This window comes from Brucella grignonensis (assembly GCF_002252505.1).
Taxonomy (GTDB): Bacteria; Pseudomonadota; Alphaproteobacteria; order Rhizobiales; family Rhizobiaceae; genus Brucella; species Brucella grignonensis.
The window spans coordinates 30,270-50,638 of sequence record NZ_NNRL01000160.1; the positions used below are offsets into that span (position 1 = coordinate 30,270).

Sequence of the window (20,369 nt, forward strand, 5' to 3'; positions counted from 1 at the left end):
CTGATGAACGTTTTGAACCCTATACCAAAGTTCATTGAATGAAACTCATTGGACTTTGGTTAAGCCTGAATGGCGCTTAAACTTTATCAAGGCGTGATGCGTTAGCATCTTGACGCCTTGGCATTAGAGATGCGTGCGCGGGCCCTTTACTAGAATCATAATATTATTGATCCCGGTTTCACTCGACTTAAATTGTGTCTACAACATCTTGCTTTGTACGCCCAAGAGGGCACACGGCGCTCTAAGCAATTTTGAAAAGCTCTTTTGGACAGGTGATTTGAGCGCTTTGTTCAAGCCATATCGTCTGTGTCTCTGACTTCGCGGTTTAACTTGAAAGTATAATCGGTCAAGCCGCTTGAGGGCGATTGACCTTGTTTCGTTTAGTCGGTATATCCCTCCCCGCTGTCCGTTTTTGGACCATATCAGACTGCTTTGGCAGTCATGTGCGGGTGTGGTGGAACTGGTAGACGCGCCGGACTCAAAATCCGGTTCCGAAAGGAGTGTCGGTTCGATTCCGACCACCCGCACCATTTAAATTGAAATTTATATAAATATATCAACTCCTTAGGCGACGTCCAAAAATCGTCACCCACCATACGATCCATCTTTTGTCTGTTCGTAAAGCGCAATCACATTGGATCACAGAGTTTTACGAACCGTATTTTGAGAAACATGAAGCTCTTTGGTGATCTTCTTTACCGGCCTGCCTTGAACCTGCCTTGAACATGGAAGGCGCGCCGGACACGAGCAATCGTATCCACTCCTTTCAACTCACCACTTCATCCGCTGACTAAAAAGCCAGATCCTCGAATGAAATCTAACGGGGGCAAAACTGCATAAGTATTCGCCCGCTGATTGGGGCAATATTCCATGCCTAAACGCACACTTATAGCCTCATGGCGGTGATTTTCAGAGGAGAAAGGCTCAAACAGCAAGCGAGCTGTTATGATGCGCCTTAGAGCACAGTGCGTCCGTAGGGACGTACAAAGGACGCTCTAAACTATCGAATCCACACATCGTGATTTCTGAAAATCGATTCCGATTTTCAGGCCGATGCTGTAGCAATTTTCATCCTGCCACCGTCACACGGCCCTCATCATCCGTCACCTTTCCGATGATACTGGCCGATGGATAACCGGCGGCACGGATGCTGTTTAGAAGCCTTTCGGCTTCCTCTGGTGCGCAGGATACGAGAAGCCCACCGGATGTCTGCGGATCGGTCAGCAATTGCTGTTTCCAGAGCGGATAATCGTCCGGCAGCTGCACATCATGTTCATAGCTTGCCCAGTTGCGGGTGGAGGCTCCGGTCACGAAACCGCCTTGCGTCAACTGTTCGGCCTGCTTGAGAAACGGCAGCGCAGCATAATCAAGGGCAATTCCGGCATTTGAACCGCGCGCCATTTCAAGCGCATGGCCAAGAATGCCAAAGCCGGTGACGTCGGTGACTGCATGGACGGCACTATCCTCGCCTAGCTCGGCGCCAACCCGGTTCAGCAAGGTGACGGACGCCATCATTTCATCGTAACCGGCACTGTCGAGTTCCTGCTTCTTGAAGGCCGCGGAATAAATACCGACGCCGATTGCCTTGGTCAGGATCAAGGTGTCGCCCGGACGCGCGCCGCTATTCTTGCGCAGGCTGGAAAGCTTGCAAGTGCCGATAACGGCCAATCCGTAGATCGGCTCCGGCGCGTCGATGGAATGTCCGCCCGCGACCGGAATGCCAGCTTCAGCGCAGATGCTGGAGCCGCCTTTCAGAATTTCGCGGATCATTTCGGCGGGCATCTTGTTCACCGGCATACCGAGGATCGCCAGCGCCATGATCGGCGTTCCACCCATGGCATAAACGTCGGATATCGCGTTGGTGGCTGCGATGCGTCCGAAATCGAACGGATCGTCCACCATCGGCATGAAGAAATCCGTGGTGGCGATCACGCAGTTTTCGTCATCCAGTTGCCAGACAGCGGCGTCGTCGCCGGTTTCCGTTCCGACGAGAAGTTGGCTGAAAGGCTGCATGGTCGGTTGGTCAGCCAGCAGATCCTGCAGCACGGCGGGAGCCAGTTTGCAGCCGCAACCGCCGCCATGGGCAAGTGTGCTGAGACGAATAGGCGATGCGATATCCATGATGTCCTCGGAATTTATATTGTTATTTCGCGTGCGGTCATCGCGTAGCGGAACGCATCCGCATCGAGACAATCCAGCTGGGCGCTGGCGACTTCGGCCTGCGGGTACATCAGGAAGCCGAGTTCCGGTCCATGAGCAGAAGGCAAGGCGATATCGCTGCCATCATTGAAAGCGATCCAGTTGCCCTCCCATGAACCGAAAAGCTTTTGCCGCACGGCTGCGACACGCGGATCGTCGGCGGTCAGCCCGTCCTTTTCCTCTTCCAGCATCACCTTGCGCACATCTGCCGGATCGGTTGCCACCCAGCCAATGCCGTCGAGATAGATTTCGGCACGGCAATGCTGGGCCTTGGTGATGACTTCGTTCTTCGCGCCAAGGCTTTTGTAGCCAAAGGCGGAAGGTGCAACGCGCACGCCGTAGAGGTCGCGGGCCGGAATTCCCGCTGCCCTGACCAGAGCCACGAACAGCGGATTGATGTCGGCGCATTTGCCGCCAAGATCGCCGCTGTCGAGCATGGCGACGATATTGCCGTCGCCGCAACCGCGTGTGGAGGCACGGCGATAGGTGTTGGCGACGACCCAGTCATAGATGAGGCACGCCTTTTCCTGATCGGTGACGGCACCTGCGACGATCTTGTCCGAGGTTTGTTTGACGATGCCATCGACGGGCGCAAGGCGTGTCCCGGCCAGATAGCGTTCGCGTTCGGTGCGGGTCAGCGGCACGGCTTTTGCCGAAGGATCGAGGCTGCTTGCACGGTCGCGGGTGGAGATGAGGCTGATGACTTCGGCTTGCGGTTTTGCTTCGTTTGCGTCCCATTCGAGATAAAGCAGCCCGGTGCCGCTGGCCGGATCGCGATCGAGCCGCGCGACCTTGGCGTTTGTCGTCCAGCGATTGCCTTCGGGACGGTTCCAGTCATTGCCATTGAACCCGGCCATCGGAACCCAGACGCGGACGGCTTCTCCCGAAGCTGCAGGCGTGATGCTGGTGGTAATCTCGAAGCTGCGCCAGCCCGACGGTTGCGGTGCGAATGTGTTACCGGCCGCAGATGCAAAATTCGGCAGCATGCTGAAAGCGGCGCAAGCCGCACCGGATTTAAGAACTTCCCGACGGTTCATGACGATCCCCTTTTTGCTTTGAATTGTTCTTGTTGCGATTGCGCGAGAAAAATCGTTCCCCCACCTTCGGTCCGGAAAGCGGTAGGCATGCAGCGATTGCAGGAAATCTGGATGCAGCTTTGCTCGATTGGAAAGAGCCTGAGCTGAGGGCCGCACAACACCGTCGCACCGGGTCAAAGAAGCCGACACGAGGCAAGAGCCGCTCAAAATTCAGGCCCCGAAACTCGGGAGCAACAAAAGAAGCCACGGCGTCAGTCTGACGTTTTTACACAGAAACGTCAATCAGCCGGGATGTTTTCAAGTCATTCCTTTGATGAGGCTCATGTATTAATACATGACTATAAAGGTCATATTATTAATACATGCACCTTATTGTTAATTTTTTTAGCCTGCTGTTTGGTTGACAACTTGGTTTTATTGCGGTGAACTGACGTCAGGCAAGTCCAATTTAAAGAAGAGTATGCTTCGGCATTTTTCTTCTGATGATCAGGGAGGTGCAGCGCAATGAATGTGGAGCTCTCACGCCGCCAGTTTCTGGGCGGAACGGGGGCGGTAGTGGCGGCTTCGACGCTTGGGTCCTTTGGTTTCGGTGCAGTGGAAAGCGCCTATGCCGAATCCATTCGCCCCTTCAAGCTGACCAACACGACCGAAACCCGAAACACCTGCCCTTACTGCTCGGTCGCCTGCGGCGTTATTCTTTATTCCAAGGGTGACGTCAGGAAAGGCGAAAAGGCCGAGCTGATCCACGTCGAAGGCGACACGGATCACCCGACCAATCGCGGTACGCTTTGCCCGAAGGGCGCGGCACTGAAGGATTTCGTCAAGGCGAAGACCCGCCTGCAATTTCCGCAGATGCGTGAACCGGGTTCGTCCGAGTTCAAGCAGATTTCATGGGAGGATGCGCTCGATCGCATCGCGCGGCATCTGAAAGACGACCGCGACGCCAACTTCATCGCGAAGAACGCGGCGGGCACAACGGTCAACCGCTGGACCTCGACAGGCTTCCTCGCGGCTTCGGCAACCACCAATGAAACGGCATTTCTCACCTACAAGGTGGTGCGCAGCACAGGCATAGTTGCATTCGATAACCAGGCACGCGTCTGACACGGCCCGACGGTGGCGAGTCTCGCCCCAACATTTGGCCGCGGAGCAATGACCAACTCCTGGACCGATATCAAGAATACCGATCTCGTCGTCGTCATGGGCGGCAATGCTGCGGAAGCGCATCCTTGCGGCTTCAAATGGGTGACGGAGGCCAAGGCCAACCGTGGTGCCCGGCTGATCGTCGTCGATCCGCGTTTCACACGCACGGCGGCGGTGGCCGATTATTATTCCCCGATCCGCCAAGGTACGGATATCGCCTTCCTGCTCGGCGTCATCAACTATTGTATGCAAAATGACAAGGTGCAGTGGGATTATGTGAAGCATTTCACCAATGCCAGCTACATCATCAAGGATGGCTTCGAATACAAGGACGGGCTGTTTACCGGCTATGATGAGGAAAAGCGGGATTATGACCGCTCGAGCTGGGATTATGTGATCGGCGATGACGGCTATGCGGTTGTCGATGACACGTTGCAGAACCTGCGCTGCGTCTGGAATCTCCTGAAGCAGCATGTTTCGATCTTCACGCCGGAAATGGTGGAACGCATCTGTGGCACGCCGAAGGAGAAATTCCTGAAAGTGGCCGAGATGATGTCCGAATGCTCGGCGCCCGACAAGACGATGACGTCGATGTATGCGCTCGGCTGGACGCAGCATTCCAAGGGGTCGCAGAATATTCGCTGCATGGCGATGCTGCAGCTTATCCTCGGCAATATCGGCGTGCGTGGCGGCGGCATGAATGCGCTGCGCGGTCACTCCAACATTCAGGGGCTGACCGATATCGGTCTGATGTCCAATCTTCTGCCGGGCTATATGAATATCCCGGTTGAAAAGGAAACCGATCTCGAAATCTATATGTCGACACGCGGTTTCAAGCCGCTGCGCCCGAACCAGACGAGCTACTGGCAGAACTATCGCAAGTTCTTTGTCAGTTTCCAGAAGGCGATGTGGGGCAGTGCCGCGACCGTCGAAAACGACTTCGTCTATGACTGGCTGCCGAAGCTGGACGTGCCGAATTACGACATGCTTCGTATCTTCGACATGATGTATGAAGGCAAGGTCAACGGCTATGTCTGTCAGGGCTTCAATCCGCTGATGGCGGTGCCGAACCGCAAGAAGCTGACCGATGCTTTGTCGAAGCTGAAATTCCTCGTGACGATGGACCCGCTGGAAACGGAAACCTCTCGTTTCTGGGAAAACCACGGTGAATTCAACGATGTGGACTCGGCTTCCATTCAGACGGAAGTGTTCCAGCTGCCCTCCACCTGCTTTGCAGAGGATGAGGGTTCGCTCACCAATTCCGGACGCTGGCTGCAATGGCACTGGCCTGGTGCTACGCCGCCCGGCGACGCGAAGACCGACAACTGGATCATGGCGCAGATATATCTGCGGCTGAAGGAGCTTTATCGTAAGGAAGGCGGTGCTTTCCCCGATCCGATCCTCAATCTCGTGTGGGATTACGAGGATGAGGGCGAACCGACGGCTGAAGAACTGGCCAAGGAACTGAATGGTCGTGCGATTGGCACGGTGACCGATCCAACCGATCCGACCAAGGTGGTTGCGGAGGCTGGCAAACTTCTGTCCGGCTTTGCGGCATTGCGCGACGACGGTTCGACGGCATCAGGCTGCTGGATTTATTCCGGCTGCTTCACCGAGGCTGGCAACAATATGGCTCGCCGCGACAACCATGATCCGGACGAGACAGGCGCCTATCTCAACTGGTCTTGGTCGTGGCCTGCAAACCGTCGCATTCTCTATAACCGCGCCTCCGCCGACCTCAACGGCAAGCCGTGGGACCCGAGCCGCAAGCTCATCGAATGGGATGGTTCGAAATGGACGGGCTATGACGTGCCGGACATCGCGCCGACCGCCAAGCCGAACGAGGTCGGTCCGTTCATCATGAATGCGGAAGGCTCCTCGCGCCTGTTCAGCCGCGGCATGATGCGTGACGGTCCGTTCCCGGCCCATTACGAGCCGTTTGAATCGCCTGTCGCCAATGTGATCGCGCCGAAGGTTCGGGGCAATCCGGTGGCACGCGTCTTCAACGACGACTTCAAGCAGTTCGCGGAAACGGCCTCGGAGGAATTCCCCTATGCGGCGACTTCCTACCGCCTGACCGAGCATTTCCACTACTGGACGAAGCACGTCACGGTGAATGCCGTTCTGCAGCCGGAATTCTTCGTGGAAATCTCGGAAGAGCTGGCGAAGGAAAAGGGCATCGCCAAGGGTGACTGGGTGCGGGTGTGGTCGAAGCGCGGCTCGGTCAAGGCCAAGGCCGTGGTGACCAAGCGCATCAAGCCGCTCATCTGCGACGGCAAGACGGTGCATGTGGTCGGCATCCCGCTCCATTGGGGCTTCATGGGGGCTGCCCGCAAGGGCTTCGGCCCGAATTCGCTGACGCCTTTCGTCGGCGACGCGAACATCGAAACGCCGGAGTTCAAGGCGTTTCTGGTCAATATCGAGCGCTCAAGCGCGCCTGTAGCTTAGGAGGGACTAGAGATGTTTCCACCCGTTCCCAATCCTAGCGTCCAGCCGCAACAGCCGCGTTTCGGTGACAAGGACCTGATCAGGCGGTCGGCGTCGAATGTGACGCCGCCTGCCGAGCGCCAGACCGAGGTGGCGAAGCTCATCGACGTGTCGAAATGCATCGGCTGCAAGGCCTGCCAGTCGGCCTGCGCCGAATGGAACGACACGCATGAGGAGGTTGGTATCAATGTGGGTGTCTATGACAATCCGCACGATCTGACGCCGAACACCTTCACCTTGATGCGCTTTACCGAGTGGGACAATCCCGACACCGGCAATCTGGAGTGGCTGATCCGCAAGGACGGCTGCATGCATTGCGAAGACCCCGGCTGCCTCAAGGCATGTCCGGCGCCAGGCGCAATCGTGCAATATTCCAACGGTATCGTCGATTTCATCCACGATAACTGCATCGGCTGCGGCTATTGCATCAAGGGGTGCCCGTTCAACATTCCGCGTGTTTCGGAAGTAACCCACAAGGCTTATAAGTGCACGCTCTGCTCCGACCGCATTGCGGTGGGACAGGGACCGGCCTGTGCCAAGGCCTGCCCGACACAGGCCATCGTCTATGGTACCAAGGACGAGATGAAGGAATGGGCCGATGGCCGCATCAAGGATCTGAAATCGCGCGGCTTCGAAAATGCCGGGCTCTACGATCCGCCGGGCGTTGGCGGCACGCATGTCATGTATGTGCTGCAACACGCCGATAAGCCGGAAATCTACGCCAACCTGCCGAACAATCCGCGCATCAGCCCGGTTGTCGAAGCGTGGAAGGGTGTGTCCAAATATGCAGGCATGGCCGCAATGGGGCTGGCTGCGGCAGCAGGTCTGCTGCATTATATCTTCAAGGGTCCGAACGTCGTGACAGAGCATGACGAGGAACAGGCCGAAAAGCTCACGGGAGAGAAAAGCTCATGAGCAAGACCGACTTTGACGATGTTGAACGCGGTGACGGGATAGAACTCGGTAAGCCCGTCAAGGTGCATCGCTATTCCGGTGGCGCACGCATCAATCACTGGATCACCGCCATCAGCCTCGTGCTGCTGGCCCTGTCCGGCCTTGCGATGTTCCACCCATCGCTGTTTTTCCTGTCGGGCCTGTTCGGCGGCGGACAATGGACACGCGCCATCCATCCATGGATTGGCGTGGTGCTGTTCTTCAGCTTTCTGGGGCTTTTCGTGCGTTTCTGGAGCGCCAATCTGTGGAAGCGCGAAGACAGCCAATGGCTCGCACATGCCAATGACGTGATTTCCGGCAATGAGGAAAAGCTGCCTGAAGTCGGCAAATATAATGCCGGTCAGAAGCTCGTTTTCTGGTCCATGTCCTTGCTGATCATCATCCTGATTGTTTCCGGCGTGATGATCTGGAACGAATATTTTGGCTCCTATACCAGCATCAATCAGCAGCGTTGGGCCCTGCTTGTCCATTCCATGGCGGCGGTGGCGGCGATCTGTGTCTGGATTGTGCACGTCTATGCCGCGATCTGGGTCAAGGGCACGATCAATGCGATGACACGCGGCACGGTTACCGGTGGCTGGGCTTGGCGACATCACCGCAAGTGGTTGCGCGAACTGACATCGAAGCAGAAAGTGAAGCAAGGCGGCAGCAAGCCTGCCGCCTGAACTTGCTCGGCGTCATAGAGGGTATAATATTCCGTGGTTTACGTGACCCGTTGGGTTCGTGAGGAGTGACATGGCAGGCAAGAAAGATCTGGTGCCGGACCCGACGGTCATCGGCGAAATATCGGCCCCACCCTTCGTGCAATTGCCGGACCCCGGCGCGCTTTTTGCCAGAAGAGCAGAGCGTCTGCGTTTTCTGGGTTCGGTCAGCCCGCTGAAACCTTATCTGGAGTTCATTGCCGACCTGAGCGAGGCACAGTCTGAAATAGCGGCTGGTCTCGGTCCTGTCGCCGCGCGACACGGCGACGACCGGGGACGGGAATTCGGCATGCCAGCGATCGATCGTGCGGATGCCATATCGGAATCAGCACTCGGGACTGTCTTCGACCGGCTGTTCGAGCATGCCCGCACGATCGCCAAACCGCAAGATGCCGCCGATGCGCTGGAACGTGTGGCGAACAGCGATGCGGGTGCACGTTGCCGAATGATCGAGGCAGTTTTCGCCGGTATTCTGCCGCCGGAAGCAATTGCTGAACATATCTATGTCTGGGCAGGCTTGCAGCTCCATTTCACGCGGCTTGCAGCGGCGCTTGACCCGAAGTCGCTGAAACCCGTTGCCGATGGCGTCTGCCCGACTTGCGGCAGCATTCCGTCAAGCTCGATGGTCGTGGGCTGGCACGGTGCGCATGGCGCGCGTTTCTGCTCCTGTTCCGTCTGCAACACGCTCTGGCACTATGTCCGGGTCAAATGTGTGTGCTGCGGCTCGACAAAGGGTATCGGCTACAAGGAAGTCGAGGAAGGTGGCGGCATTATCAAGGCTGAAACCTGCGATGAATGCCAGCGCTGGGTCAAGATCATCTATCAGCAGCTATCGGCGGATGCCGATCCTATGACCGACGATATTGCGAGCCTCGGCCTTGATATATTGATGCGCGAGACGCCTTACAGGCGAGGCGGCTTCTCGCCGCTTCTTGCCGGACTGTGAGGCAGCATGGACCAGATCAAGTCTTCGCTGCGTCACCTTCCGTCCGTGGATACCATCCTGCAAATGCCGGAGTTTTTCGGGGCATTGGAGAGTTTTGGCCGCGCGTCGGTGACTGAGGCTATTCGCAAGGTTTTGAGCGATGAGCGCGAGGCGGTGAAATCTGGCGCCTCGCTCTCCAGCAACATGCATTTGGCTGAACGGGTTCTCCATTTGCTTAAAGCGTCAGGGCAATCGAGCCTGCGTCCGCTGTTCAATCTGACCGGAACTGTCCTGCACACCAATCTGGGGCGCGCCATTCTTGCCGAAGCAGCTGTCGAGGCTGCCACACAAGCCATGCGGCAGGCGGTTTCGCTCGAATTTGACCTGTCATCGGGCGGGCGTGGCGAGCGCGATGATCATCTGCGGGCGCTTGTCTGTGAGCTGACGGGAGCGGAAGATGCCACCGTCGTCAACAACAATGCCGCCGCCGTGCTGCTGGCGCTGAACAGCCTTGCCTTGGGCAAGGAAGCCATTGTTTCACGCGGCGAACTGATCGAGATCGGCGGCGCGTTTCGCATGCCGGACATCATGACCCGCGCCGGGACACGACTTGTCGAAGTGGGCACCACCAACCGCACCCATCCGCGTGACTACGAGAATGCAATCAACCCCGATACAGGGCTGGTACTGAAGGTCCACACGTCAAACTATCGGATTGAAGGTTTTACGCGGGAGGTCACAGCGTCGGAACTGGCCGCTATTGCGCAGGCCAAGGGCGTGCCGCTGGTCAATGACCTTGGCTCCGGCACACTTGCCGATCTGACTTCCTTCGGTCTCGCACACGAGCCGACAGTGCGCGAAGCGGTCGCCGAAGGTGCAGATATCGTCACCTTTTCCGGCGATAAGCTTCTCGGCGGACCACAGGCGGGCTTCATTGTCGGGCGACGCGATCTGATTGCCCGTATTAACAAGAACCCGATGAAGCGTGCTTTGAGGGTCGACAAAATCAGGCTTGCAGCACTTGAAGCGACACTGAAACTTTATCGCAACCCCGAACGGCTTTCTGAAAAGCTGCCGACCATTCGCTATCTGGCGCGTCCGCAGACCGAAATTGCCGCGCAGGCGGCACGGCTCAAGCCGGAGCTGGAGAGAATACTCGGCCCGGCTTTCATTGTGGCGGTGACAGATTGCGCCAGCCAGATCGGTTCTGGCGCATTGCCGCTCTCGACCGTTCCAAGCGCCGGATTGTCGATTGTGCCGAAAGACGGTAGCGGCTCCGTGCTGACAGCGCTCGGCGGTTCATTGCGTGCACTGCCTTTGCCGGTCATCGGGCGGATCGAAAAGGGTGCACTCGTGCTCGATCTGCGCTGCCTTGATGACGAGACCAGTTTCGTTCGGAATCTGTCATCCTATGCGGCTCGCTGATCTTTTCACCCGCAAGCCGAAGCCGGACACGACAGCTCAAGCGCTGGAAAAGGCGCTTGTCGCTGCGAAGGCCGGCGATTACGCAGCGGCGCTTTCCATATGGGAGCCGCTGGCGCGTGCAGGCAATGCCCGCGCGCAGAACAATATCGGCGCCTGCTTTGCGGGCGGCATGGGCGTTGAGAAAAATGTCGTCCTTGCGCAACGCTGGCTGGCCCTGTCTGCCGCGGCTGGCGATGCTTCCGGACAGCGCAATCTCGCTTCGCTGCTGTTCAAGGGCGAAGATATCGAAGCCGATTACCCGGAAGCTGCAAGGCTATACCGGCTTGCTGCAGAACAGGGCGACTCGCAGGCACAGGATATGCTGAGCTGGATGCTTATGGAAGGTGAGGTTCTTACTGCCGATCCCGTAGAGGCACGTGATTGGGCGCTGAAAGCGGCGGAAGGCGGTGTTGCAGCAGCCATGACCCGGCTTGGCATGATCTATCATAATGCTCTGGGTGTCCCGCGTGATTCATCTCAGGCGGTATATTGGTGGCGAAAGGCGTCCGCTGCGGGCGATCCGGATGGCGAAGCCATGCTCGGCGCGGCGCTGCATCTTGGCATGGGCGTGGAACGCGATCCTTCGTCGGCTTACGAACACCTGTTGCGCGCTGAGGCCGGCGGCAGCACGCTTGCCGCCCCTTTCATTGAGGCAGCGCGCAATGCGCTGAACGAAAAGCCATGATCGTCGGAACGGCGGGGCATATCGATCATGGCAAGACCTCGCTGGTGCGCGCGCTCACGCAGGTAGACACAGACCGGCTGAAGGAGGAAAAGGCACGAGGCATTTCCATCGATCTCGGATTTGCCTATCTGCCCTTGTCCGGCGACGAAAAGGATATACTCGGCTTTGTTGACGTGCCGGGGCATGAAAAATTCGTGCATACGATGCTTGCCGGTGCGGCGAGCATCGATTTCGTCATGCTGGTTATCGCTGCCGATGACGGGATCATGCCGCAAACGCGCGAACATCTGGCAATCGTCAACCTGCTCGGTATCCGGCGTGGCATCGCCGTCATCACCAAATCCGATCTTGTCGAACCTGACCGTCTTGCCGAAGTTGAAACCGCTATCCGCAATGAACTGGCGCTAACGGGACTTGCCGACATTCCTGTTCTGGCGGTTTCCACCGTGTCCGGTGCCGGGATCGACGATCTGAAGGCGCTGCTGGAAGTGCAAGCGCATGCATTCGGCGCGCGGCGCGCAAACGGACGCTTTCGTCTGGCGGTGGACCGCTCCTTCACGCTCAAGGGCGCAGGCACAGTGGTCACGGGCACGGTGCTGTCCGGCAAGGCCGCCATTGGCGATCATCTGGTCATCAGCCCGTCTGGCAAGGAGGCGCGCGTCCGCACCATTCATGCGCAGAACAGGCTAAGCGAGGCTGCGCAGGCGGGTGATCGCTGCGCGCTCAATCTGGCAGGTGACGGCATAACGAAAGAGGCGGTGCATCGCGGCGATATGCTGGTGTCGCCCAGCCTTCATCGTCCGACGGACCGCATCGATGCATTATTGCAAATCCTGTCACTTGAGAAAAAGCCGATCGGTCAGTGGTTCCCGGTTCGCCTGCATCATGCGTCAGCTGAGGTCGGTGCGCGCATCGTGCTTTTGCGGGATGAAGAGATTTCGCCCGGCACCGAAGACCGGGTGCAGCTGGTGCTGGATCGCCCCATCACGGCCGCAGCCGGAGACCGTTTCGTCATTCGCGATGTTTCCGCACAACGCACTATCGGCGGTGGGCGGGTTCTCGATCTGCGCCCGCCGCAACGCAAGCGCCGCAGTCCGGAGCGCATGGCACAGCTTGACGCCCACTCCATTGACGACCCGGTGGAAGCGGCACGCGCGCTCCTGTCTGTCGAACCTTATTATCTTGACGCGACAGCATTCCTGCACGACCGTGCGTTGACGGACGACCCGCAAAGTCTTGCACAGGCGCTCGATGCCGTAATGCTCCTGCAGGCAAATTCCGTGCTGTTGTTATTGCCGGAACGATGGGACACTCTGCGTGACGATATTCTGGCGCGACTGGCCACCTTCCATGACGAAAATCCGGACCTGATCGGCATGGGTGTCGAACGGTTGCGGTTGCTGTTGAAGCCACGCCTGCCTGCGTCGGCCTTTCGCGCCGCCATTGGTGCGCTGGTCGAGGCTGACCTGCTGAGACTGGATGGTGCCTGGCTTCGCCTCCGCGATCATGAAGTGACGATGAGCGATGCCGACGAGACGCTCTGGCAGCGCATCGCACCGCTGCTTGGCGGTGAAGCTCGTTTTCGTCCGCCGCGCGTGCGCGATATTGCAGGTCTGCTTGATGAGCGGGAGGAAGATATTCGCCGCCTGCTTAAGCTTTCAGGGCGCATGGGCCGGGTGCATGAAGTGGCGCACGACCATTTTTTCCTGCGGGTGACAATTACCGAAATGATCGGCATCCTGTCGGATATGGATGCGGCATTTGATAGTGGCTGGTTCATTGCGGCGCGGTTTCGCGACCGGGTGGATAACGGTCGCAAGGTGGCGATCCAGATACTGGAATTCTTCGATCGCAACAGCGTCACGATAAGGCGCGGAGACATGCGCCGCCTGAACCGCCGCAAGCTGGACTTGTTCGGCGATTTCGCGCAAGGGAAAGCAGGGACAACTGGAGGAATGAAGTGAAATCTCTGTCGACGACCATCTGCCTGTTACTCGTTCTGGCCGCCATTGGCGGCTGCGCCAACCGACCGTGCAATGAATGGCCGGGAACCTGCATCATTCAGTGACCGGCGACTGGATCCAGCCGTCCAGATTGACGCTTTGACTGCTGGTGCTGTAGGAATGAAGAGCGAATGAAATGGTAGCGACAGGTGAGGAAACTGCCCGTTTCTACAGCTTGCCGATACGAATTTATGGAATGAATTCAATATCTGGAAGGGATACATGCCCGGTGGCATGTCCGGACTTCAAATCCGGGAGGGGCCGATAGACGGTCTTTTGTGGGTTCGACTCCCATTCTCTTCCGCCAGTTTCTTATAGAATATCAACATTTGAGGTCATCAGGCGAATGGTATTCGCCGGCGGTACAGACAGCGGGAGCCGGGATGCATGATGGGTAGCCCCATTTGTTTGCGGCCGAAGATGCTTCCAATATGACAAGATTTCAACGGGGCAAGGTCAATCCTCACTGTCATCCTTCAATTCAGCCTTACAGCTCTCAAAAGCATCGAGTGCAATTTCATTTAGTAAGTGTAGGTAGCGAGCGGCCTCTCAATTAGAGCACTTCCAGTTTATGATAAACCATAGGAAATGCTCTATCTGTTTGTTTTTACGCATATCTTTATCCAAAAACCGCTTCACACTTTTGGAAGACATGCTCTAGATGCAAGCCACTCGCACCATTTATCCCACCACAAATCATAATATCACGCCACTTCCAGCGCCTGTGCGAGATCAGCAATCAGATCATCCGGATGTTCAATGCCAATCGATAGACGGATTGTTGATTCGAGCACCCCTATCCGCTCACGCACCTCAATCGGAACACCCGAATGCGTCATTGCAGCCGGATGGCTTGCAAGCGATTCTGTCCCGCCAAGACTGACCGCAAGCTTCAAGATCTGCAGAGCATTCAGGAAGCGGAATGCTGCTGCCTGACCGCCTTTGATATCAAATGAGAAGGTCGAGCCCGCGCCTGTGCACTGGCGTTTGAACAATTGGCCAACAGCAGAAGTTTGATCTGCAAACGGTAAATAATGCAGCTTCTCGACCTTTGGATGCTCACGCAGGAACTCGGCAATCGCAAGCGCATTCTTGTCGGCACGGTCCATACGAATACCCAGCGTTTCAAGCGAGCGCCCCAGCATCCAGCAGGAATGCGGATCGAGCTGTGTTCCAATCGCCCCACGCAGTGCCTTTATCTGCTTGACGACGGCCTTTGCACCAAGAACAGCACCGGCGATCAGATCAGAATGGCCACCAACATATTTGGTCAGCGAGTAGAGCGAAATATCTGCGCCGTGTTCGAGCGGCTTCTGAAAAACAGGACCGAGCAATGTGTTATCGCAAACGATGATCGGGCGGAGCCCTTCCTGTTTCACTGCTATCTTCTCGGCAACGCGCCGGATGGCTGCAATATCCACCAGACTGTTGGTCGGATTGGCGGGTGTTTCAATCAGGATAACCGAAACACGCCCCTTGCTTGTGGCTTCATCGGCAGCCTCTTCAATCGAGGGCTCATGCACGCCATCGGCAAAGGCCACAGCCGCAACGTTGAAATTATGGAAAGTCTTCGCGAGCAATGTTTCTGTGCCACCGTAAAGCGGCTGCGAATGCAGGATTACGTCTCCGGGACGCGCAAAAGCAAACAAGGTTGTCGCAATTGCCGACATGCCTGACGAAAACAACGCGCAACTCTCGGTCCCTTCATAGACAGCAAGACGATCCTCCACGATCTCGCTGTTGGGATGGTTGAAGCGCGAATAGACAAGGCCCGCCCCCACGCCTGCGGGTGGTTCTTTACGGCCGGAAACGAAATCGAAGAAATCGCGCCCGTCTTCGGCAGTCTTGAAAACGAAGGTCGAGGTCAGAAACACTGGCGGCTTGACGGCCCCCTCGGAAAGCTCGGGGTCATAGCCGTAGTTCAGCATCTGGGTTTCTGGATGAAGTACATGATTACCGATGCTGGTCTTGTTTGGACGAGGCGCGGTCATGTTTGTCTCCTGTAAAAAATCCTCCCGCTCAGCAAAGTGAGCGGGAACAGCTTATCAGAGACGATCGGGAATCTTCTTGCGTTGTTGACCGCTCAAGCGAGCGGCCACAAACAATAATCCGTGTTCATCGTCGCGCGGATTGCGCAGCTTACTTGACCACCAGAACCGGAACGGCGCTCAGCGACAGCACTTCCGCGGCCTGACTGCCCAGCAGCAGCTTGTTGACGCCGCGACGGCCATGCGATGCGATGACGATCAGATCGCAATGCTTGTGCTTGGCCGCCTCGATAATCCCCTGTGCTGGTGACTGGTTCTCAATGTGAAGAACTTCAGCAGAAACATCTACGCTCTCGGCTTTTGCCTTTGCTTTTGCGAGAAGCTCGTCGGCAGCTTTGGTAATAGCCTCGCGATATTCCTGAAAAGCCGCAGGACTCGATGCCCATTCCGCAGCAACCACAATACCATAGGATGGCAGAAGTTCAGTCACCGAAACAAACACAACCTTTGATCCGAGTTGCTTTGCAAGAGCAAGCCCCTGATCCACCCCCTTATCGGCGAGTTCAGATCCATCGGTTGCGATCAAAATAGACTTATACACGTTTCATGCCTCCAGGTTGTGATCGTCATCCGATCATGCCTGTTCTGAAAGAAAGAGCATTGATACGGATCAATGAAGCATTTGAGCTAAAAGTGCGAAGCGGTTCCAACGATTCAACCTTAATTGGGACCGCGCCAGGACAGCAAAAGCTTATAGACATGAGAAACTTATCGAAAGATAAGGGACAAGGTTTTCGTGCTGTGAATGACCAATTTTCGTACAAATGATCGTGCACCCTGCTGATACCCGATAAATTGGAATTATCTTCTAAGCGTAACTCCTTTAAAGAATATAATTCCAATTATACGCACTTCGAAGCACGGTCCCAGCTATGCTTTTGCGCCATTTCCTCATAAACTTCGCGTCAAACAGAAGGAGATTTTTCCATGAGCAAGCCCCTTGGCGCCAAAGACGGCGAAACTGCAGGCCGCGGTCGCATCTATGATTCCATTCTCGACACCATCGGCAACACACCTCTGGTCCGCATCGACAAATTTGCCAAGGAAAACGGCGTTGAAGCCAACCTGCTGGTAAAGCTGGAATTCTTCAATCCATTGGCAAGCGTCAAGGATCGTATCGGTCTTGCACTGATTGAAGCGCTTGAAGCTCAGGGCAAAGCTGTTCCTGGCAAGACGGTGTTTGTGGAACCAACCTCCGGCAACACCGGTATTGCGCTGGCATTCGCGGCCGCCGCCAAGGGCTACCGCCTTGTGCTGACCATGCCTGAAACCATGTCGGTTGAACGCCGCAAGCTGCTCAAGCTACTTGGTGCGGAACTCGTACTGACCGAAGGCCCGAAAGGCATGAAGGGCGCTATCGCCAAGGCAGAGGAAATCGCAGAAGGCAATCCGAATGCGATCATTCCACAGCAGTTCGAAAACCCGGCCAATCCTGAAATTCATCGCCGCACCACGGCTGAGGAAATCTGGAATGACACCAAGGGCGAAGCCGACATCCTGATTTCCGGCATTGGCACCGGCGGCACCATTACCGGCGTCGGTCAGGTCATCAAGTCACGCAAGCCATCGTTCAAGGTGATCGCTGTTGAGCCTAAGGATTCCCCGGTTCTTTCGGGCGGCACACCCGGTCCGCACAAGATTCAGGGCATCGGTGCAGGCTTTGCACCAAAGACGCTCGACACAGAAATCTATGATGAAGTGGTAACGGTCTCCAACGAGGATTCCTTTGCCAATGCGCGCCTGATTGCGCGTCTCGAAGGTATTCCTGTCGGCATTTCATCGGGTGCGGCGCTCACCGCTGCCATCGAAATCGGCAAGCGCCCAGAGAACAAAGGCAAGAATATTGTCATCATCATTCCATCCTTTGCCGAGCGCTATCTTTCAACCGCACTGTTTGAAGGTCTGGAATAAGATCGCAGCCTGAACCCGGCAAACAAAAAGCCAGAGCGGTCACCCGCTCTGGCTTTTCTGTTGCCTGAAACTCAGCTCATCTCCGGCAAAAGCCTGACAGGCTTTGCGTCTGAAAATGAGAACCGAAGTTCACTATTTAGTTTGCCGTGCGTGCCGCGCAAGCCGGACCCGGGCCGCGCATGTAATGGCGCTCGGGCCTGTAGCTTGGCGCGACGAACTCACGGATGACATTAACGCTATCACGTAGCTGAACGATAATGTTCATCGCCTTCACCTCATCAAGAACTTGCTGCTCGAAAGTGATGTTCGCCAAGCGACCATTGAGGTCGAGTTGAATGCTTTTTAGCTTCCGAACATCTTAATGAAAACTTTAACGATTAAAGATGAATAACTCCTAAATCTGCAGAGTTAACAGTAAGTTAATGGTAACGATATTCAGGTTTTCCACAGACGTGAGAAATTAGACACAATTAAAAAAGCCGGTGCGAATACACCGGCTTTTACAAGGACAACAGGTCTGGTTAGCGCGTCGGAACCGGATGTTCGCCACGATAATCATAGAAGCCGCGGCCCGTCTTGCGGCCAAGCCATCCTGCCTCAACATATTTGACCAGAAGCGGGCATGGGCGATATTTGGAATCGGCCAGTCCGTCATGCAGCACCTGCATGATCGAAAGGCAGGTATCAAGGCCGATGAAATCCGCAAGCTGCAACGGCCCCATAGGGTGGTTGGCACCAAGCTTCATCGCCGTATCGATGGCTTCCACGCTGCCCACACCTTCATAAAGCGTGTAGATAGCCTCATTGATCATTGGCAGCAGGATACGATTGACGATAAAGGCCGGGAAATCTTCAGCGACCGTTACGGTCTTACCGAGTGCCGTTACGAAATCCTTCGATTTGCGGAATGTATCTTCTTCGGTCGCGATACCGCGCACCAGCTCAACCAGCTTCATCAGCGGCACCGGATTCATGAAGTGAATACCGATGAAACGCTCCGGACGATCCGTGGTTGATGCGAGACGCGTGATGGAAATCGACGACGTATTGGTTGCAACAATCGCTTCCGGGTTCAGGATCGGGCAAAGCTGCGCGAAAATCTTGCGCTTGACTGTCTCGTCTTCTGTCGCCGCCTCAATTGCCAGGTCGACGCCTGCCAGATCTTCCATGGAATTCGCTGCACGGATTAGCTTCATGGCATCGGCACGCTGTTTCTCTTCCAGCTTACCGGACGACACTTGTCGCGCCATGTTGCCATTGATTGTGGCAATACCCTTTTCCAGCCGGTCCGCAGCCGCATCATGCAAAAGCACGTCGTATCCTGCCAGCGCACACACATGGGCAATTCCGCTTCCCATCTGCCCCGCGCCAACAATGCCTACCGTCTTGATCGCCACAGTCTCAACTCCTTCACGCTCCCGCCCAATAGCGGAGATCTGCTTGAGTATATCATTCATTCTTCAAATACAGAGAACCTGTATCTGGCCCGCATTCAGCCCCTTACCAAGCCCCTTACCAAGCCTTGTATCTGACATTGCTTGAAAGCCCGGTTAACAAGACAGCTTGCCTGTTAAAATGCAATCCTAAACTTCAGGTCGAGTTTTCAGCAATGCTTATAAAGAACCCGCCCGAACACCGGCAGAAACTCGGCGCAAAGGACGGGCAGCAAATGAGCTAGTGGTCTGATTCCGACATTTGCATCCCTCGGATACAGGCGTCAGACAAATGTCGGAATCAAGAAGACCACTAGCAAGTTTATGAATCTAGTGGATTTTTCGAATTTGACGTTTGAAACAGCATGTGTGTCAGTCGGGATTCAAACGTCAAATTCAATCCACTAGGCGGCAGATTTCCCTGCCGCCTTTCTTATAATCAGAGCGCTTTTTCGAGCTCTGGCAGCACGGTGAAGAGATCGCCGACGAGGCCGTAATCGGCGACCTGGAAGATCGGTGCTTCCTCATCCTTGTTGATCGCAACAATCACGCGGCTGTCTTTCATACCGGCCAGATGCTGGATCGCGCCCGAGATGCCGACTGCGATGTAAAGTTCAGGTGCAACCACCTTGCCCGTCTGGCCAACCTGCCAGTCATTGGGTGCATAGCCCGCATCAACCGCCGCACGGCTGGCACCAACCGCAGCACCAAGCTTGTCGGCAACAGGCAGGATCACTTCCTGGAACTTTTCCGACGAGCCAAGTGCACGACCGCCCGAGATGATAATCTTGGCCGAGGTCAGTTCCGGACGATCACCACCCGAAAGCGTGTTTTCAACGAAGCTCGACAATGCAGGATCAGCAGCCGCATTGACGCTTTCAACCGAAGCCGAGCCGCCTTCACCGGTAGCCTGGAACGAAGCCGTACGAACCGTGATGACCTTCTTGGCATCGGTCGATTGCACAGTCTGGATCGCATTGCCCGCATAGATCGGACGCTTGAACGTATCAGCGGACACCACTTCCATGATTTCCGACAACTGCATCACGTCGAGAAGGGCTGCCACGCGCGGCAGCACATTCTTGGCCGAAGTGGTGGCTGGTGCAATGATCGTGTCGTAGTTTCCTGCGAGTTCAACAATTGCTGCCGCCAGTGGTTCAGCCAGACGATTTTCCAGCGCATCGCTTTCAGCCAGCAGAACCTTGCGCACGCCCTTGAGCTTCGCAGCAGTGTCAGCCGCCGCTTTCGCACCCTTGCCTGCAACCAGAATATCGACATCACCACCGATCTGAGCGGCGGCTGTCAGTGCCTTTGCAGTCTGATCGGAAAGGCTTGCATTGTCATGTTCGGCAATAAGAAGAATAGCCATGTGTTTGTCC

The 20,369-nt window shown here is 56.1% G+C and carries 15 protein-coding genes and 2 tRNA genes; 10 read left to right on the forward strand and 7 right to left on the reverse strand.

From position 1 onward, the window contains the following. Positions 1 to 445 precede the first annotated feature (445 nt). Positions 446 to 530: transfer RNA gene (locus CEV33_RS12260), tRNA-Leu, on the forward strand. Between the two features lie 538 nt (positions 531 to 1,068). On the opposite strand, the gene selD is transcribed toward CEV33_RS12260, so the two are convergent. Further along, positions 1,069 to 2,121 (reverse strand): selenide, water dikinase SelD, encoded by a 1,053-nt coding sequence (gene selD, locus CEV33_RS12265; protein WP_094540744.1) that lies wholly within the window; start codon positions 2,119 to 2,121, stop codon positions 1,069 to 1,071. A 14-nt stretch (positions 2,122 to 2,135) separates the two neighbouring features. After that, entirely contained in the window at positions 2,136 to 3,236 is a 1,101-nt protein-coding gene (locus CEV33_RS12270; RefSeq protein ID WP_094540745.1) for a transglutaminase-like domain-containing protein, read from the reverse strand. Positions 3,237 to 3,740: 504 nt separating this feature from the next. On the opposite strand from CEV33_RS12270, the gene fdnG reads away from it, so the two are divergent. The 8 genes from fdnG to CEV33_RS12320 all read left to right on the forward strand — a co-directional run bounded on the left by fdnG (position 3,741) and on the right by CEV33_RS12320 (position 13,905). Next, positions 3,741 to 6,827 carry a formate dehydrogenase-N subunit alpha gene (gene fdnG, locus CEV33_RS12285; protein ID WP_141211588.1) on the forward strand — a complete coding sequence of 1,029 codons (3,087 nt, stop codon included), beginning with the start codon at positions 3,741 to 3,743 and terminating at the stop codon, positions 6,825 to 6,827. 12 nt (positions 6,828 to 6,839) lie between these two features. After that, positions 6,840 to 7,781, forward strand: a complete 942-nt coding sequence (gene fdxH / locus CEV33_RS12290) for a formate dehydrogenase subunit beta (RefSeq protein WP_010660824.1) — start codon at positions 6,840 to 6,842, stop codon at positions 7,779 to 7,781. Beyond that, positions 7,778 to 8,485: a formate dehydrogenase subunit gamma gene (locus CEV33_RS12295; RefSeq protein WP_010660825.1), complete on the forward strand. Its 708-nt coding sequence runs from the start codon at positions 7,778 to 7,780 to the stop codon at positions 8,483 to 8,485. Before fdxH ends, CEV33_RS12295 begins: the two co-directional genes overlap by 4 nt. Positions 8,486 to 8,555: 70 nt before the next feature. Then, positions 8,556 to 9,467: a formate dehydrogenase accessory protein FdhE gene (gene fdhE / locus CEV33_RS12300; protein ID WP_094540748.1), complete on the forward strand. Its 912-nt coding sequence runs from the start codon at positions 8,556 to 8,558 to the stop codon at positions 9,465 to 9,467. A gap of 6 nt (positions 9,468 to 9,473) precedes the next feature. Beyond that, positions 9,474 to 10,871 carry an L-seryl-tRNA(Sec) selenium transferase gene (gene selA, locus CEV33_RS12305; protein WP_094540749.1) on the forward strand — a complete coding sequence of 466 codons (1,398 nt, stop codon included), beginning with the start codon at positions 9,474 to 9,476 and terminating at the stop codon, positions 10,869 to 10,871. After that, on the forward strand, positions 10,858 to 11,595 hold the full coding sequence (locus CEV33_RS12310; protein ID WP_094540750.1) for a tetratricopeptide repeat protein: 738 nt from the start codon (positions 10,858 to 10,860) through the stop codon (positions 11,593 to 11,595). Before selA ends, CEV33_RS12310 begins: the two co-directional genes overlap by 14 nt. Beyond that, positions 11,592 to 13,559, forward strand: a complete 1,968-nt coding sequence (selB, locus tag CEV33_RS12315; RefSeq protein ID WP_094540751.1) for a selenocysteine-specific translation elongation factor — start codon at positions 11,592 to 11,594, stop codon at positions 13,557 to 13,559. Before CEV33_RS12310 ends, selB begins: the two co-directional genes overlap by 4 nt. Positions 13,560 to 13,809: 250 nt before the next feature. Then, a tRNA-Sec gene (locus CEV33_RS12320) sits at positions 13,810 to 13,905 on the forward strand. Between the two features lie 397 nt (positions 13,906 to 14,302). Here CEV33_RS12320 and CEV33_RS12325 read toward each other — a convergent pair. Both CEV33_RS12325 and CEV33_RS12330 read right to left on the reverse strand, forming a co-directional pair. Further along, positions 14,303 to 15,589, reverse strand: coding sequence for a cystathionine gamma-synthase family protein (locus CEV33_RS12325; RefSeq protein ID WP_094540752.1), 1,287 nt, complete (start codon positions 15,587 to 15,589; stop codon positions 14,303 to 14,305). A gap of 148 nt (positions 15,590 to 15,737) precedes the next feature. Then, entirely contained in the window at positions 15,738 to 16,187 is a 450-nt protein-coding gene (locus CEV33_RS12330; RefSeq protein ID WP_094540753.1) for a universal stress protein, read from the reverse strand. A 386-nt stretch (positions 16,188 to 16,573) separates the two neighbouring features. Between CEV33_RS12330 and cysK the strand changes: the two genes are divergently transcribed. Next, positions 16,574 to 17,557 carry a cysteine synthase A gene (gene cysK / locus CEV33_RS12335; protein WP_094540754.1) on the forward strand — a complete coding sequence of 328 codons (984 nt, stop codon included), beginning with the start codon at positions 16,574 to 16,576 and terminating at the stop codon, positions 17,555 to 17,557. A 136-nt stretch (positions 17,558 to 17,693) separates the two neighbouring features. On the opposite strand, the gene CEV33_RS24605 is transcribed toward cysK, so the two are convergent. The 3 genes from CEV33_RS24605 to CEV33_RS12345 all read right to left on the reverse strand — a co-directional run bounded on the left by CEV33_RS24605 (position 17,694) and on the right by CEV33_RS12345 (position 20,359). Continuing rightward, positions 17,694 to 17,822: a hypothetical protein gene (locus CEV33_RS24605; RefSeq protein WP_268875812.1), complete on the reverse strand. Its 129-nt coding sequence runs from the start codon at positions 17,820 to 17,822 to the stop codon at positions 17,694 to 17,696. A gap of 256 nt (positions 17,823 to 18,078) precedes the next feature. Beyond that, positions 18,079 to 18,954, reverse strand: coding sequence for a 3-hydroxybutyryl-CoA dehydrogenase (locus tag CEV33_RS12340; RefSeq protein ID WP_094540760.1), 876 nt, complete (start codon positions 18,952 to 18,954; stop codon positions 18,079 to 18,081). 475 nt (positions 18,955 to 19,429) lie between these two features. Next, positions 19,430 to 20,359, reverse strand: coding sequence for an electron transfer flavoprotein subunit alpha/FixB family protein (locus tag CEV33_RS12345; protein ID WP_094540755.1), 930 nt, complete (start codon positions 20,357 to 20,359; stop codon positions 19,430 to 19,432). Positions 20,360 to 20,369 lie beyond the last annotated feature (10 nt).